Raw genomic sequence first — 14,032 nt, forward strand, 5'->3', positions numbered from 1 at the left:
ATGTGGGGTATACCCTACAGTCAAGAGCTATTTCTCATCCATGAAGATCAGCGAATTGTGTAAGCGGACGGGCTTAAGCAAGGACGGCATTCGTCACTATGAACAGCTGGGTCTCATTCATTCACAGCGCCAGCCGGCAGGGACTCGCTTCTACCAGGACTATGATGAGGACTCGCTGGAGCGGATTGAGATCATCCAGTGCGGAAAGTCCTGTGGCTTCACGCTCAAAGAGATTAAGAACATCTTTGATTGCAGCGAGACGGATGCGCTGACGCTGACGGAGCTACGGCCTTTCCTGCTTGAGAAACTCGGCGAGCTGGAGCAAAGAGCGCAGGAGATTGAACGAATGAAGGCGATCATTCAGCGCAATCTTGCGGATGAGGGGTGCTAGGTCAGGTGCTTCGATATGAAGCCACCCCATAGAGGTCTGCCGTACCGGCTGCTTCGCGGGTTGGGCGGCTCTGTAGTCCGGTACTTTTCTCGGCCACCTTACACACCTTGTCTTTCCTGCAGCAAAATCCTTAAACCCGCATCCCTGATTACCGGGCCCAGTACAGCTTCGTTTGCAGCGGTAACTTGGAGCAAGGCCCTCAGACTGTCGTGAGAGCCTTTGTGTTTGTCAGAAGGTGAGCGTGCTGAAGCTCACACCACGGCGCGGCGGCGGTAGAAAAGTAGGCCAGGCAGGGCCAATCCGATGGCCAGGCCAGCGATGGTGAAGGTGGCGGTAAGCAGGTTGTCCACCAGGGTGGTGAACAGCTCAACGCTAAAGCCGCGCTGGTTCAGCTCCACCAGGGAGATCATCGAGCGGAAGGCGTAGACCCCGGGCAGCATGGGGATCACCGCCGCTACGGTGAAGATCTTTGGATGGGCTAATAGGCGCTGAGCCCAATACACCCCGAGAAACCCGACCGTGGTGGCGCCGAGGAAGGAGGCCATCTCGTAGCTGATGCCGAAGTGCATCAGCAGGGTGCGGACGAAGACGCCAATGGCACCGGCCAGGGCGCAGTACTTCAGCGCCTTAACCGGCACGTTGAACAGTAGGGCAAAGCCCAGGGCCGGAATGATCGCAAAGAAGCTCTGGTGGAGCAGGGAGGTGATTAGGGTCATATCAGCCAGGGCCACACTTGGAACAGGTTCATTGCTGCCACGATCCCGAGGCAGGTGGAGAGGATAAGCAGGGACGCCATGGTCCAACGCGCCAGTCCCATATTGATGTGGCCTTTGACCATATCCGAGGCGGCGTTGATCAGCGGGAAGCCGGGCACCAGCATCAGCACCGACGAGGCCATTACCAAGAAGGGCTCGTTGCCCAGGTTGTACAGCACCGCCGGGGTGGCCACCGTGGTGGTGACAAAGGCGGTCGCGCCAAAGTTGACCAGCGGATTGAAGTGGCGATGGCCCAGCTCCTGGCGCACCCACATACCGCAGGAGGATGCCACGAAGGTCAGGGCAAACACCATGGCGTCGCCACCGGCCAACTGACTGAAAGCGGCGCAGGACAGCGCCACCATCACCAGCACCAGCCAGCGGTTGTAGCGAGTGGGCGCAATGCCCTCAAGGCGCTGCTTCACTGCATTGATGTCGAGTTGCTGCCGCTCGGCCATCACCACCAGGTGTTGCAGCTCGGTCACCACAGACATGTTGATGCCCCGGTCGGGACACTCGCGGGCACTGGTGATGCAGTGTCCTTGGTGCAGGGTGGTCACCACCATGGCGCTCGCCGCTAGGGCAACCTCGACCGACTCTACCCCCAGTGCCAGGCCCAATCGTCGGGTCAGGCCAACCACCAGCGTGCTTTCGGCATTGTGTTGCATCAGCATCTGCCCGACCTGTACGCACAGGCGGGTGATGGTTCGCTGGTCCAGGTTAGGTTCGGTCTCGCTCATGGTCTTGCCCTGATGAAAATGCCGGCACACTCTACCAGCAGCAACTTGAACAAAGCTCGACCAAGATCAAACTCTTGCAGGTCAACGAGCCAGCAAACCACATTTCTTTACCGGCAGACTGATCGCCTTGTTCCTTTTGTGGGTATTGGCAAGGGTAGGCGAGGTGTTCTCGGTTTTGCGAGTGAGCCGTAGCCCCACTTAGCCGATGATGGACTAATCTGAAACCGAGAGTGGTACTGATAAGCCGTTCAATCAATTCGCGATTATCAAGGAGACACTATGTACACCAACAACAAGCTTCGCGCCGGCGGGATCTTTCCGCCGCTGACCGTCACCGGCCGGGATGGGGAGGAGCTGACCTTGGGGGTGCCCCGTGGCCACCTGGAATGGCAAATGGTGGTGGTGTACCGAGGTCGGCACTGCCCGCTGTGCACCAAGTATCTGAATGCCTTGGAAGGGCATCTGGCGGATCTCGCTGGGATCGGCGTCGACGTCATCGCCGTATCCGCCGACAGTAAAGACCAGCTGGAAGAGCATATGACCCGTTTGGAGATCTCCTTCCCCATCGCCTACGGCCTGACCGAGGGCAACATGAAGACGCTGGGGGTGTACATCTCAGAGCCGCGCTCAGAACAGGAGACCGATCATCGATTTGCCGAGCCGGGTCTGTTCGTGGTCAACCAGGATGGCCGGTTGCACGTCACCGACATCTCCAACAACCCCTTTGTCCGCCCTGAGCTGTCTCAGCTGGTCTCAGGCCTGGCCTGGATCCGCGACCCTGAAAACCACTATCCCATTCGCGGCACCTTCTGGGATGCGCCGGACGATACCTAAACGCGACGAAACAAAAACGGGAGGCCTCAGCCTCCCGTTTTTTATTGCCTTAACGCTGTCAGGCGATGCGGGCCAGGCCGGCTTCCAGATCGGCGATGAGATCCTCCACCGATTCCAGGCCGATGTGCAGTCGTACCAGGGTGCCGGAGAACGCCACCGGACCGGCGGGGCGGATGGCGTTGAGCTCTTCCGGTTGATTGGCCAGGATCAGCGACTCAAAGCCGCCCCAGGAGTAGGCCATGGAGAAGTGCTCGAAATGATCGAGGAAGTGGGCCATCTGCTCGTCACTGAGGCGCTGTTTCAGCACAAAAGCGAACAGGCCGTTGCCGCCGGCAAAGTCCCGCTTGAAGTAGGTATGGCCTGGGCACTGGGGCAGGGCGGGGTGGTTAACCTTGTCCACCTCGGGGCGCTCGGCCAGCCATTGTGCCACCTGCAAACTGGCGGTTTCGTGCTGGCGCAGACGCACCGCCAGGGTGCGCAGGCCACGGCTGGCCATATAGGCGGTATCCGCGTCCACCATCTGCCCCATCAGGTAGGACTGCTCGCGCAGTTGCGCCAGACATCGCTCGTTGGCCACGGCGGTGCCCAGCATATAGTCGGAGTGGCCAATCAGGTACTTGGTGCCGGCCTGGATGGAGATGTCGATGCCGTGGCTGAGCGCCGGGAACTGGATCCCCGCGGCCCAGGTGTTGTCGATCATGATCACCACCTCGGGGTTCACCGCCCGCACCGCCTGCACGATGGCCGGAATGTCCTGCACCTCCATGGTGATGGAGCTGGGGGACTCGAGGAACACCACCTGGGTGTTGGGCTGCATCAGCTCGGCGATTTCCGCGCCCTGATTGGGGTTGTAGTAACTGGTGGCCACGTTCATTTTAGCCAGCATCACGTTGCAGAAGTCCTGGGTCGGCTCGTAGGCGGCACCGGTCATCAACACGTGGCCGCCGGCGCTGACAAAGGAGAGGATGGCGTTGGTGACCGCAGCCGCGCCACAGGGGTAGAGCACGCAGCCGGCGCCGCCTTCCAGTTCGGTCATCGCCTGTTGCAGGGCGAAGTGGGTCTCGGTACCACGGCGACCGTAAAACAGCGCGCCATTGGCGCGGTTGGCGGTGGCGTGTTTCTTGTCGGCCACGGTGTCGAACACCAGCGAGGAGGCGCGCTGCACCACGGGGTTCACCGCGCCGTGGGCGAATTGCTTGTCGCGACCGGCGCTGACCAGTCGGGTTTCCAGTTTGTTTGAGCTCATTGGCTTCCTTTGCATTGCGCTGGGCAGAGGGCAACAGTACCAAAGAAGCCGTTCCAAGCCTACGGTACAGCAGCCAGTGGATGGGTCTGCTGGCTGGGCCTGAAACCTTGCCGCCAAGGCTATTCGCGATGATGAAGGCTGGATGGGCTGACTACGCTTTAGGGCGGATGACATCGGACTGAGCAGGAACCACGCTATGGGACAGGATCTGGACGCCAATAAGCGCAAGGCCATCGCTTTTTATCAAACCGCCTACGACGGCAATCCCCGCGCGGCGGTGGATCGCTACGTGGGTGACGAGTACATCCAGCACAACCCCTTGGTGGGCAATGGCAAGCAGCCATTCATTGATTACTTCGAGCGGATGGCGCGGGAATATCCTGAGAAGTCCATCACCTTTGTGCGGGCGGTGGCGCAGGGGGAGCTGGTGGCGCTGCACACCCACCAGGTGTGGCCCGACGGAGTGGAGTACGTCACCATGGATTTCTTTCGCTTCGATGGCAACGGCAAGATCGTTGAGCACTGGGATGCGATGCAGGAGATCCCCGAGGGGACCCTCAACGGCAACACCATGTACTGATGCTGGGGGCCAGGAGGAAACAAAAACGGCGGCCAATGGCCGCCGTTTTACTGCGTATTGGCTGATCAGTTGTTGGAGGCGCTCAGACTATGAGGGCCTTTCGCTTCCTGGCAGGGCTCGCCGCAGTGCAGATCGAAGCGATCCAGCTGCATTACCTTGGTCCAGGCGGCAGCGAAGTCCTCGGCGAACTTAGCCTGGCCGTCGTTGTAGGCATACACCTCAGCAACGGCGCGCAGCTCGCTGTTGGAGCCGAAGATAAGATCCACCGGCGTGGCGGTCCACTTCACTTCGCCACTGGCGCGATCTTTACCCTCGTAGATCCCTTCGCCGGCTTTCTGCCACACGGTGTCCATGCCTAGCAAGTTGACGAAGAAGTCGTTGCTGAGGGTGCCCACTTTGTCGGTGAAGACGCCGTGATTTTCGTCACCGGCGTTGGCGCCTAGTACCCGCATGCCACCCACCAGCACGGTCATCTCCGGCACGGTGAGGTTGAGCTTGTCCGCTTTATCCACCAGGTGCTCCGCCGGCGAATGGCGCAGACCCGGGGTGAAGTAGTTGCGGAAGCCATCGGCCATCGGCTCGAGCACGGCGAAGGAGTTAACATCGGTCATCTCGGCGGTGGCGTCGGTGCGTCCCGGGGTGAAGGGGATGCTGACCGGCGTGCCGGCGTCCTTGGCGGCCTTCTCAACCGCAGCGGCACCAGCGAGGACTATCAAGTCCGCCATGGAGATCTTACGGTTGCCGGAGTTGAAATCCTCCTGAACCTTCTCCAGCTCCTTAAGTACCTTGGCCAGCTCTTCTGGACGGTTTACAGCCCACTGGTTCTGCGGCGCCAGTTGGATGCGAGCACCGTTGGCACCACCGCGCATGTCGGTGATGCGGAAGGTGGACGCCGAGGCCCAGGCGGTGCGCACCAGCTCAGGTACGGTGAGATCCGTGGCCAGGATACGGCCTTTGAGTCGGGCGATATCGCTGTCGTTAACCAGTTCGTGCTCCACCGGCGGGACCGGATCTTGCCAGATCATCGACTCTGCCGGGACCAGGCTACCCAGGTAGCGAGACCGTGGGCCCATATCCCGGTGGGTCAGCTTGAACCAGGCCTTGGCAAAGGCCTCCTCGAACTCCTTAGGATTGTTGAGCCAGCGCTCGGTGATCTTCTGGTATTCCGGATCGTAGCGCAGGGCCAGATCCGTGGTGAACATGATCGGGGCGTGGCGCTTACTGTCGTCGTAGGCGTCCGGCACCAGGTTGGCGGCAGCAGGGTCGCTGGGGATCCATTGCGTCGCACCCGCCGGGCTCTTGGTTTGCACCCACTCGTAGCGGTAGAGGTTTTCCAGGTAGTTGTGGGTCCAGGCGACGGGGTTGACGGTCCAGGCGCCTTCCAGCCCACTGGTGATGGTGTCTGGCCCTTTACCCGTGCCGTAGCTGTTCTTCCAGCCCAGGCCTTGCTGCTCAATGCTGGCGGCTTCCGGCTCAACCCCGACGTTACCCTCGGGCTTGGCGGCGCCGTGGGCCTTACCGAAGGTGTGGCCACCGGCGATCAGGGCCACGGTCTCTTCGTCGTTCATTGCCATTCGGCCAAAGGTATCTCGGATATCCTTGGCGGCCAGCAGTGGATCAGGGTTGCCGTTAGGGCCCTCGGGATTCACGTAGATCAGCCCCATCTGTACTGCGGCCAGAGGCTTTTCCAGCTTGCGATCGCCACTGTAGCGTTTGTCATCCAGCCATTGGCTTTCCGGACCCCAATACACCTCTTCCGGCTCCCAGGCATCGACGCGGCCACCGGCAAAGCCAAGGGTCTTAAAGCCCATGGACTCCATCGCCACGGTGCCAGTGAGCACCATCAAGTCAGCCCAGGACAGCTTTTCGCCGTACTTTTGCTTGATGGGCCACAGCAGGCGCTGGGCCTTGTCCAGGTTGGTGTTGTCCGGCCAGCTGTTGAGCGGGGCAAAACGTTGCATGCCGGCGTAGGCACCGCCGCGACCGTCGCTGATCCGGTAGGTACCGGCGCTGTGCCAAGCCATACGGATAAAGAAGGGACCGTAGTGGCCGTAATCCGCTGGCCACCAATCCTGGGAGCTGGTCATGGCAGCGGTGATGTCTCTTTTCACCTCTTCCAGATCCAAGGTGGCAAAAGCCTGGGCGTAGTCGAACGCTTCGCCCATTGGGTTGGAGCTGGGGTTTTGGTTGCGCAAGGGAGATAGGTCAAGACGATTGGGCCACCAGTAATCGTTATTAGCGACCGTTTGGGCGCCTTGGTAGTCATCGCTGATTGCCATGCCAGGGGCCATGCCCAGGGTAAGGCCGACGACGATGGCGAGTGCAGAGAAACGCATGGGTGGATCCTCCAAAGATTTTGGGAAGGCAGTGCGCACGATGCAGTCACTACCGACAACACCCCTAAACCTACATGACGGCACAGCGGATTGCGTAACCTGTTGGGGCGGATAAAACAGATGGCGGTAAACGATTGAGTAGATTGATCCGTCAGGGCTTGTTGGACCAGGTAGGATTGGGGAACTCGCCGGCAGCGATAGGTAAAAGCGATTGATTTTGAAACAATAGACGACTTTTGGCGTGTTAGCATCGCGATTCCTGCAGTATCCAAGGAATCCGATCCATGAGCGACACTTCCGTTTCGCGTTACCCTACTTTGCTCCGTCTCAGCCATTGGATGATGGCGCTGGTCATCATTGGCTTGATCATCAGCGGCCTCTACATGGCCGATCTCCCTCGCGATGCCGCCAACCGTAGCGACTTTTACCATTGGCATAAGTCCTTTGGCGCGCTAATGATGCTAGCGATCTTCATCCGCCTGTTCATCCGAGTACGCAGCCTTGTGCCGGCCCCACCGGCGGTATTGAAGCCATGGGAACGCAAGGCCTCACATGCCGGCCACCATAGTCTCTATCTGTTGATGTTGCTGGTGCCCGCCAGCGGCTGGCTGATGTCGGCAACCTACAACGGCAGCCCGGGCATCAACTTCTTCTGGACCACCTTGCCAGGACTGTTTCCCCACAGTGAAAGCTTGTTCCAGCTGGGTAAAGCCCTGCATGCTCCGTTGGGCTACGCCATCGCCGCCGTTGTTGTGGTGCACATCGCGGCGGTGATAAAACATCGCTTCTTCGACAAGCCCGAGGCGGATGTTCTGCCTCGGATGCTGCCCTGAAGCGACGCACCCGATGCGCGAGAGAAAACAAAAAACGCCGGCATTCGCCGGCGTTTTTGGTCTCTGTTTTGAATCAGTCTTGAGCGGTACAGCGGCCCATAGTGCCCTTGCTGTCACTCTTGGCCGGGACCTTAGAGGTGCGGGAGACCAGGCAGGTCTTCTTGTTGCAGGCGCGTTTGCGCACCAGGCGAACCACCACTGCAACAGAGGCAGCGACGAAGAGCACCAGCGGGATCACCAGGGCGGCGCGGGCGATCTCATCGCCATACTGGGCATAGAAGGGGGTGTTGACCACGAAGCGGCCGAACAGGCCCAGGCTGGCGGCCCAGCAGAAGGCGCTGATAAAGCTGACCAGGGCAAAGCGGCCACGGGACAGCTGCGACGCTCCCATCATCATAGGCACCAGCACCCGCACGAAGGGGATAAAGCGGGCCACGAACAGGGCCAGGATCCCATGGCGCTCGAACAAGGCGGAGGCGCGCTCCAGGGTGCCCTCCGGCAGCAGTCGCTCGATGTTCCAGCGGCCTGGTCGTTGCTGTAGCCAGCGGCCCTGCTCGTAGGCGAGGCAGGCACCCAATGTCGCGACGGCAGGTACGATTAGCAGGCTGACGTAAGGGTCCAGTACCCCCAGGCCAACCAAGGCACCGGCGAAGATCACCAGGCTGTCACCGGGCAGGGGCAGAAAGACGAAGGCAGACTCGAGGAACAGGATCAAGCCGAGGCAGAACACCAGCAACCAGAGACGGTTGTAGGACTGCAGAAAGAGCAGATCCTGGTGCCAGATAGCTTGAAACAGTTCGGTCATGATGAGGGGATCCCTTGTTGTCGGTGCGCGCTGCAGGCAGCAAGCGCGGATCGATGCCCTACAGGCATCCTGGCCCAGCACCTTAGCAGGCCGAAACTGAACTGAACCTGAAGATGGGCCGTGCCAAGCGCACGTTTTTACACTGTCCTTTCCGGCAGTTAACAAATGGTTCGCTGTTATTACACCCCACACCTTTGCTTACATTCTCTGCCCTGGTTTCCAGATCGGGGCTATTGTCCATCAAGCGGGTGACAAGCGCAGTGTGATGGGTTGAGCAGGTGCCTTGGCTACACTTGCCGGACTTGGGCGATCGCTTTGGGTCCTGGCAGTGCGATGGTGATCTGAGCCCCAAGGCGCAGATTGTCAGGCCATCGTGTGGCCGATACGGGAGTGTTATTGGAGATCGAATCGATACGGCTGTTTGTGCTGGCAGCAGAGCGGCTCAATATCAGCGCCGCGGGTCGGCAGTTGGGGCTGGCGCCAGCGGTGGCCAGTACCCGCCTGTCCAAGTTGGAGGCGCAGATCGGTGTGGAGCTGCTGCACCGCTCTACCCGCAAGGTATCGCTATCGGAGGAGGGGCAGCGTTTCCTGCCTTTTGCCAAGGAGATCCTGGCCCAACAGGATGCGGCCCTGGCGTCGCTGGGGTTGGATCAGCCGGAGATCAGCGGCACCCTGCGCTTTGCCGCCTCCAGTACCTTTGCCCAGCTCTATGTCGCGCCGATCCTCACCGGCTTTCTGGAGCGTTACCCCGCTATTAATGTCGAGATGCGCCTATCTGACACCCCCTTCAACCTGATTGAGGAGGGGATAGATCTGGCCCTGCGCAATGTGCGCATCGACGACAGCAATCTGCGTGCTCGTAAGGTGGCGGATGACACCCGGATCCTCTGTGCCTCTCCGGCCTACCTGGCCCGCCACGGCACACCGTTGCAGCCCTCGGATCTGATGTCGCACCAGATGCTGGTGTTCCAGGGGGGCAGGGCACGTAAGCTGTTTCGCATTGGGGAGGAGGACAGTGAGGCCAGCTTTCCGCCTGTGGGGGCGGTGAAGCGGGTGGTGTGCGATGATGGAGCCAGCATGCGCATTGCCACCGAGGCCGGCGTTGGGATCGCCATGAACGCCTACTGGAGCGTGCATCAGCAACTGCAGTCTGGCGCCCTGGCTCGGGTATTACCCGAGTACGAGGTGGACAGCGATACCGCCATCTGGCTTATCTACCCCAAGGCCACTCTACTGCATCCCAAGGTGCGGGTGTTCATCGACTATCTGCTGGAGCATATCAAGGTGCCATCGCCGTAGAACCGGTCAGAAAGCAGGGCTGACCGGGTTCTGGAAGGGCTTAGCGCCGCTCGGCTTCGCTGGCGGTGCTGCCGGGCAGGGTGTCAGCAATGGCGGCCTGATAGGTTTCGATCACCGGATGGTCCAGGTCATCTTCTTCGCGCATCACCCAGCGCTGCTCCAGTTTCAGATCGGTGTACTGGCCATCCAGGAACTCGGCGCGCCAGCGCACCTGGAAGCGGGCCTGGTATCGGCCATCGCACAGGTTCTCAACCTGGATGTTACTGATGTCGTGATCGTCCGAGCGCAGCCGGCCATGGATCCAGCGGTGCCAATCGAGAAACTCGGCCCGGTTTTGGATGGTGCGGTCGGGGAACTGTACCTCAACCTGTTCGTCTACCAGATCAGTAAAGGCCTCGGCGGGAATCCGCGGGTTGCCGACGGTGGCGCGCTCGTACATGGAGAACACCCTGTGGACGAAGCTCTTGATGTCGTTATGGGTAAATTTACGCTGGGCAAATTCGTTGATGAGTTGAGCGTAGGCCAGGGACTTATGTTGCACAGGGTGCTCCTTGGAGATGTTAGCCTGTCTTAAAAAGTAGAGCAGGGGCCGCGGTGAGTGCGGCCCCTGGATTCCTTGCAGGGAATGGGATGAGAGGGTTCGGAATCAGCTGACGGACACGCTGTAGTATTGGATCTTCACCCCGCCTTGGCTCAGAACCAGTTGCCAGTGCTCGCTGGCGTTAACACTGAGTGACTCGCCATGGTGGCTTTTGGCACTCAAAGTGACATCAAAGCGCAGATCGAAGCGACCCTCCCCCAGTGACTCAATCATCAGCGGCTCCACTTGGTGCTGGCAGCCGGGTTGAAACAAGCCACGTAGCTGCCGGTACCAAACCTCAAAGCCATCGTGCCCCTCGAAGCGCCCCTCCGGTACCTCGAACACCACATTGTCCGCCAGGTGCGGCAGGTAGGGGGTGACGTCCTGCTCCAGCGTATCCAACTTGCGGAACCAGTCAGTCACGAACTGCTTGATCTGGCCATGTTCGGCGGGCAGCAGGGCCTCAATCTGATCAAGCAGGCGCTCGGCGTGCTGTTGGGCCTTGGCCTCTACCTCAGCCTGGCTGTTGTAGACACCGGGGATGTAGATCATGCCGTGGCTGATCAGCGGGGCCTGCCACTCCAACTGGGCCAGCTTGGCGGTTTGGTGCAGCGGATACAGCAACTGCTCGACGGTGTACTGGTTGTAGCCTTCGGCGCTGTAGGAGGCCTCTGGCCCACCGATGGTGGTGGAGATGATCAGTTTCTTGCCCTTGAGCTTGTCGCCGGTGGAGCCGTAGGCAAAGCCGTAGGTCAGCACATCATCCATCCACTGCTTCATGATCCCCGGTACGGAGTACCAGTAGAAGGGAAATTGAAGGACGATCACCTCGGCTTCCAGTAACGCGGCCTGCTCGGCGGCGACGTCGACCTTGCTGTCCGGGTAGAGGCTGGCCAGGTCACGGACATGGATGTCACTGCGGGCCTGCTTGAGTTGATTCAGGATCACGGTGTTGGTGTAGGATTGGCTCAGATCGGGATGGCCGGAGATCACCAGGATGTTGCTCATTGTTCTTTCCTCATCAAAGCGGGTCCGCCGGGGTCGGCGTTGTCGATGGGTGTAGAATACTGATGAGCTGGCATTAGCATAAGGCTCCCTTTCTCTATTAAACTGTTAGGCATTAGCTAACAGTGAGTCCCCCCATGAATCGCATCCCTTTTGGTCAGCTGGAGATCTTTCTCAGCATTGCTCGCCATGGCTCCATCCGTGGCGCTGCCCGGGCCCTCGCTATCAGCGCGCCGTCGGTTAGCCAGGGCTTGAAGCTGCTGGAGAGTCACCTGGGCCTGCCGCTGTTTATCCGCACCACCCGGCAGATTGAGCTGACCGAAGCGGGCCGACTGCTGCTGGAGCAGGCCGGCCCAGCCCACGCCGCCTTGACGGAAGCCCTGGTGGAGGCCGGCGCCCAAGGCCAGGCCCCCTCCGGCAAGGTACGCCTGACCCTGCCGCGTTTTGTCTACCGCCTCTACTTTCACGCCCACTACGCCGAGTTCTGCCGCCGGTTCCCGCAGATTGAGCTGGAGGTCTCGGTGGATGACCGCGCGGTGGATTTGATTGAGCAGGGCTACGATCTGGGCATTCGCTTGGGGGATCGCGTTGCCCAGGGGATGGTGGCCAAGCGAATCAGTCCGCCGATGGCCGAGGCGCTGTTTGCCAGCCCGGACTACCTGGCGGCACACGGCACACCGGACAGCATCGAGGCACTGCGGCAGCACCGTTTGATCCAGTACCGCTTTATCGCTTCTAACCAGGTCGCGCCGCTGATGCTGCAAACCGACGGCGAGCCGGTTCGCATCGAACTGCCCAACGCCATGGTGGTGAACGACACTGATCTGATGGTGGATGCGGCGCTGCAGGGGCTGGGGATCGGCCGCATCGTTACCCCGGCGGTGAAGTCGCACTTTAATCAAGGCACGCTGGTGCCGGTGTTGCCCCATCATTGGCACCAGTACCCGGGCTTGCATCTTTACTTCCCCCAGGGGGCGCAAAAGGCCCAGCGGGTGCGTGCGTTGATCGACTTCCTGTCGGAGCGACCGCTGCAACTGTAAGGCACCGCCTGATGAGCTTTACGTTGGAAAAGGCCGGGATTATCAAATAAACCTGTAAAGTGAATCTACGTTAGCCCGGTTGTTCGCATTCCGGCGGCTGCCTAAGATCCGGCTCCATCGTCATGCCCATTAGGAGTTGCCCATGCTGACCCAGAAGCCCTTGATTGCCCTCTCATCCTTGTTATTGGTCGCCGGACTCAATGCCGCCGAGTCGCCCCGTGTCGAGGTGGTAGCCGCCGAGCAGATCGACTGGGGCTATCTGAACCCGCTGCGGGGCAAGCTGAGTCCTGGGGCCGCGGATCTGTGGGGCGATCGCACCACCGACACCGCCACCGGCATGCTGGTTCGCTTCAACAAGGGCTTCTCCTCGCCACCGCACATCCACAACATCACCTATCGCGGCGTGGTGATCGAAGGGATGATGCACAACGACGATCCCACTGCCGCCAAGATGTGGATGCCGGCAGAGTCCTTCTGGACCCAGCCGGCGGGGGAGGACCACATCACCGCCGCCGATGGTGAGACCAACCTGATCTACCTGGAGATCGACAGCGGTCCCTACCTGGTGAAACCGTCAGAGCAGGGCTTTGATAACGGTGAGCGGCCGCTGAATCTGCACGCCAACAACCTGGTGTGGCAAGGCGCCGATGACGTCAGTTTCCTCTCTGCCGAAGGCAGCGAGCTGGCGATGCTGTGGGGCAGCCCGGAGCCGGGCGAGATGGGGGGCATGCTGGTGAAGCTGCCAGCTGATTTTGATGGCGAGCTGGCGGTGAATGCCGAAGAGTTTCGCGCCGTGGTGATCCGCGGCAGCGTCAGCTACCAGTCAGTCCAGCAGCCTGAGGCGATGGCCTTGGCGGCGGGCAGCTACCTGGGCTCTGAGGGCCAGGTATCCCACCAACTCTCTACTGCCAGCGAGGGCGCCACCCTCTACATCCGCACCAACGGACGCATCGAACTGGGCCAATAGCTGCCAGGCTCGATTGGTAGCTGGGTACTGTGGCTTTAGGCCAGATACGGAAGCGCCGAAGGTTATTAGCCTTCGGCGCGACTTCTGCCAAACCGTGAAACGGGGTCTCAACGGGGCTTTATAAGCTCAGGTGTAGGATGGGGAAGGGTTTGCCCATGCTGTCGGTGGGTGAGCGAGACACCACCTTGAACCCCATGTGCTGGTAAAACGCAGCGGCTTGGGGATTCTGTTCATTGACATCCACCTTGGTCACGCCAAAGGTGTCCATCGCGAAGTTCAGCAGGCGTTTTCCAATCCCTTGGCCTCGTGCGTCACTGCGCAGAAACAGCATCTCGATGCTGTCGCCATGAACGCCGATAAAGCCAAGGATCTTGCCCGCGTCATCCACCGCAATGCGCAGCGTGACGTTGGGGAAGGCCTGCTCAAGGATGATCGGTTTGAAAAACGCGATCTCCTCTTCGCCGATGAAATCATGGGTAGCCCTTACCGAGTCTTCCCATACCTCCAGCATCTCGTTGAAATGGTGGGGCAGGGCGTTCTCAATCTTCATGGCATACCTCAGGGTGAAGCGTGTCATTGTGGCAAGCTTCAATTTGCACGGCCGCGACAATGCGACGGCAC

The 14,032-nt window shown here is 60.2% G+C and carries 15 protein-coding genes; 7 read left to right on the forward strand and 8 right to left on the reverse strand.

Annotation, left to right across the window (positions count from 1 at the left end; translation table 11 throughout):
* Positions 1-40 precede the first annotated feature (40 nt).
* Complete coding sequence (locus BUC04_RS00705) at positions 41-391, forward strand: MerR family transcriptional regulator (protein ID WP_067654146.1); 351 nt, start codon at positions 41-43, stop codon at positions 389-391.
* Between the two features lie 251 nt (positions 392-642).
* On the opposite strand, the gene BUC04_RS00710 is transcribed toward BUC04_RS00705, so the two are convergent.
* Both BUC04_RS00710 and BUC04_RS00715 read right to left on the reverse strand, forming a co-directional pair.
* Positions 643-1,107, reverse strand: coding sequence for a threonine/serine exporter family protein (locus BUC04_RS00710; RefSeq protein WP_067654147.1), 465 nt, complete (start codon positions 1,105-1,107; stop codon positions 643-645).
* Positions 1,104-1,886: a threonine/serine exporter family protein gene (locus tag BUC04_RS00715; protein WP_067654149.1), complete on the reverse strand. Its 783-nt coding sequence runs from the start codon at positions 1,884-1,886 to the stop codon at positions 1,104-1,106. Before BUC04_RS00715 ends, BUC04_RS00710 begins: the two co-directional genes overlap by 4 nt.
* Positions 1,887-2,165: 279 nt before the next feature.
* Here BUC04_RS00715 and BUC04_RS00720 point away from each other — a divergent pair, with 279 nt between their 5' ends.
* Complete coding sequence (locus BUC04_RS00720) at positions 2,166-2,720, forward strand: peroxiredoxin-like family protein (protein ID WP_067654151.1); 555 nt, start codon at positions 2,166-2,168, stop codon at positions 2,718-2,720.
* Between the two features lie 58 nt (positions 2,721-2,778).
* Here BUC04_RS00720 and metC read toward each other — a convergent pair whose 3' ends face one another.
* Positions 2,779-3,966 carry a cystathionine beta-lyase gene (gene metC / locus BUC04_RS00725; RefSeq protein ID WP_067654153.1) on the reverse strand — a complete coding sequence of 396 codons (1,188 nt, stop codon included), beginning with the start codon at positions 3,964-3,966 and terminating at the stop codon, positions 2,779-2,781.
* Between the two features lie 196 nt (positions 3,967-4,162).
* Between metC and BUC04_RS00730 the strand changes: the two genes are divergently transcribed.
* Positions 4,163-4,546: a nuclear transport factor 2 family protein gene (locus BUC04_RS00730; protein WP_067654155.1), complete on the forward strand. Its 384-nt coding sequence runs from the start codon at positions 4,163-4,165 to the stop codon at positions 4,544-4,546.
* Between the two features lie 65 nt (positions 4,547-4,611).
* Here BUC04_RS00730 and katG read toward each other — a convergent pair whose 3' ends face one another.
* The gene (gene katG, locus BUC04_RS00735) at positions 4,612-6,882 is read right to left on the reverse strand and encodes a catalase/peroxidase HPI (RefSeq protein WP_082766517.1); all 2,271 of its coding nucleotides are present in this window, start codon (positions 6,880-6,882) and stop codon (positions 4,612-4,614) included.
* 284 nt (positions 6,883-7,166) lie between these two features.
* On the opposite strand from katG, the gene BUC04_RS00740 reads away from it, so the two are divergent.
* Positions 7,167-7,715 carry a cytochrome b gene (locus BUC04_RS00740; RefSeq protein WP_073325488.1) on the forward strand — a complete coding sequence of 183 codons (549 nt, stop codon included), beginning with the start codon at positions 7,167-7,169 and terminating at the stop codon, positions 7,713-7,715.
* Between the two features lie 73 nt (positions 7,716-7,788).
* Here the strand turns inward: BUC04_RS00740 and BUC04_RS00745 are convergent, their stop codons facing one another.
* The gene (locus BUC04_RS00745; RefSeq protein ID WP_073325490.1) at positions 7,789-8,520 is read right to left on the reverse strand and encodes a DedA family protein; all 732 of its coding nucleotides are present in this window, start codon (positions 8,518-8,520) and stop codon (positions 7,789-7,791) included.
* Positions 8,521-8,916: 396 nt separating this feature from the next.
* Between BUC04_RS00745 and BUC04_RS00750 the strand changes: the two genes are divergently transcribed.
* Entirely contained in the window at positions 8,917-9,819 is a 903-nt protein-coding gene (locus BUC04_RS00750; protein WP_067654159.1) for a LysR family transcriptional regulator, read from the forward strand.
* Between the two features lie 40 nt (positions 9,820-9,859).
* Here the strand turns inward: BUC04_RS00750 and BUC04_RS24065 are convergent, their stop codons facing one another.
* Both BUC04_RS24065 and BUC04_RS00760 read right to left on the reverse strand, forming a co-directional pair.
* The gene (locus tag BUC04_RS24065) at positions 9,860-10,360 is read right to left on the reverse strand and encodes a hypothetical protein (protein WP_200804642.1); all 501 of its coding nucleotides are present in this window, start codon (positions 10,358-10,360) and stop codon (positions 9,860-9,862) included.
* Between the two features lie 105 nt (positions 10,361-10,465).
* Positions 10,466-11,407, reverse strand: coding sequence for an NAD(P)H-dependent oxidoreductase (locus BUC04_RS00760; protein WP_067654160.1), 942 nt, complete (start codon positions 11,405-11,407; stop codon positions 10,466-10,468).
* Positions 11,408-11,541: 134 nt separating this feature from the next.
* On the opposite strand from BUC04_RS00760, the gene BUC04_RS00765 reads away from it, so the two are divergent.
* Positions 11,542-12,444: a LysR family transcriptional regulator gene (locus BUC04_RS00765; protein ID WP_067654162.1), complete on the forward strand. Its 903-nt coding sequence runs from the start codon at positions 11,542-11,544 to the stop codon at positions 12,442-12,444.
* Positions 12,445-12,586: 142 nt separating this feature from the next.
* A complete protein-coding gene (locus BUC04_RS00770) occupies positions 12,587-13,411 on the forward strand; it encodes a DUF4437 domain-containing protein (protein ID WP_067654164.1) in 825 nt (274 codons plus the stop codon).
* Positions 13,412-13,529: 118 nt separating this feature from the next.
* On the opposite strand, the gene BUC04_RS00775 is transcribed toward BUC04_RS00770, so the two are convergent.
* Entirely contained in the window at positions 13,530-13,961 is a 432-nt protein-coding gene (locus BUC04_RS00775; RefSeq protein ID WP_067654848.1) for a GNAT family N-acetyltransferase, read from the reverse strand.
* Positions 13,962-14,032 lie beyond the last annotated feature (71 nt).

The sequence above is a fragment of the Ferrimonas marina genome, from assembly GCF_900129905.1.
In the GTDB taxonomy this organism is placed as follows: domain Bacteria; phylum Pseudomonadota; class Gammaproteobacteria; order Enterobacterales; family Shewanellaceae; genus Ferrimonas; species Ferrimonas marina.

What these genes read in the sequence shown, in the direction of transcription:
- BUC04_RS00705 (WP_067654146.1), top strand. Translation starts at nt 41, where the DNA reads ATGAAGATCAGCGAATTGTGTAAGCGGACGGGCTTAAGCAAGGACGGC.
- BUC04_RS00710 (WP_067654147.1), bottom strand. Translation starts at nt 1,107, where the DNA reads ATGACCCTAATCACCTCCCTGCTCCACCAGAGCTTCTTTGCGATCATT.
- BUC04_RS00715 (WP_067654149.1), bottom strand. Translation starts at nt 1,886, where the DNA reads ATGAGCGAGACCGAACCTAACCTGGACCAGCGAACCATCACCCGCCTG.
- BUC04_RS00720 (WP_067654151.1), top strand. Translation starts at nt 2,166, where the DNA reads ATGTACACCAACAACAAGCTTCGCGCCGGCGGGATCTTTCCGCCGCTG.
- metC (WP_067654153.1), bottom strand. Translation starts at nt 3,966, where the DNA reads ATGAGCTCAAACAAACTGGAAACCCGACTGGTCAGCGCCGGTCGCGAC.
- BUC04_RS00730 (WP_067654155.1), top strand. Translation starts at nt 4,163, where the DNA reads ATGGGACAGGATCTGGACGCCAATAAGCGCAAGGCCATCGCTTTTTAT.
- katG (WP_082766517.1), bottom strand. Translation starts at nt 6,882, where the DNA reads ATGCGTTTCTCTGCACTCGCCATCGTCGTCGGCCTTACCCTGGGCATG.
- BUC04_RS00740 (WP_073325488.1), top strand. Translation starts at nt 7,167, where the DNA reads ATGAGCGACACTTCCGTTTCGCGTTACCCTACTTTGCTCCGTCTCAGC.
- BUC04_RS00745 (WP_073325490.1), bottom strand. Translation starts at nt 8,520, where the DNA reads ATGACCGAACTGTTTCAAGCTATCTGGCACCAGGATCTGCTCTTTCTG.
- BUC04_RS00760 (WP_067654160.1), bottom strand. Translation starts at nt 11,407, where the DNA reads ATGAGCAACATCCTGGTGATCTCCGGCCATCCCGATCTGAGCCAATCC.
- BUC04_RS00765 (WP_067654162.1), top strand. Translation starts at nt 11,542, where the DNA reads ATGAATCGCATCCCTTTTGGTCAGCTGGAGATCTTTCTCAGCATTGCT.
- BUC04_RS00770 (WP_067654164.1), top strand. Translation starts at nt 12,587, where the DNA reads ATGCTGACCCAGAAGCCCTTGATTGCCCTCTCATCCTTGTTATTGGTC.
- BUC04_RS00775 (WP_067654848.1), bottom strand. Translation starts at nt 13,961, where the DNA reads ATGAAGATTGAGAACGCCCTGCCCCACCATTTCAACGAGATGCTGGAG.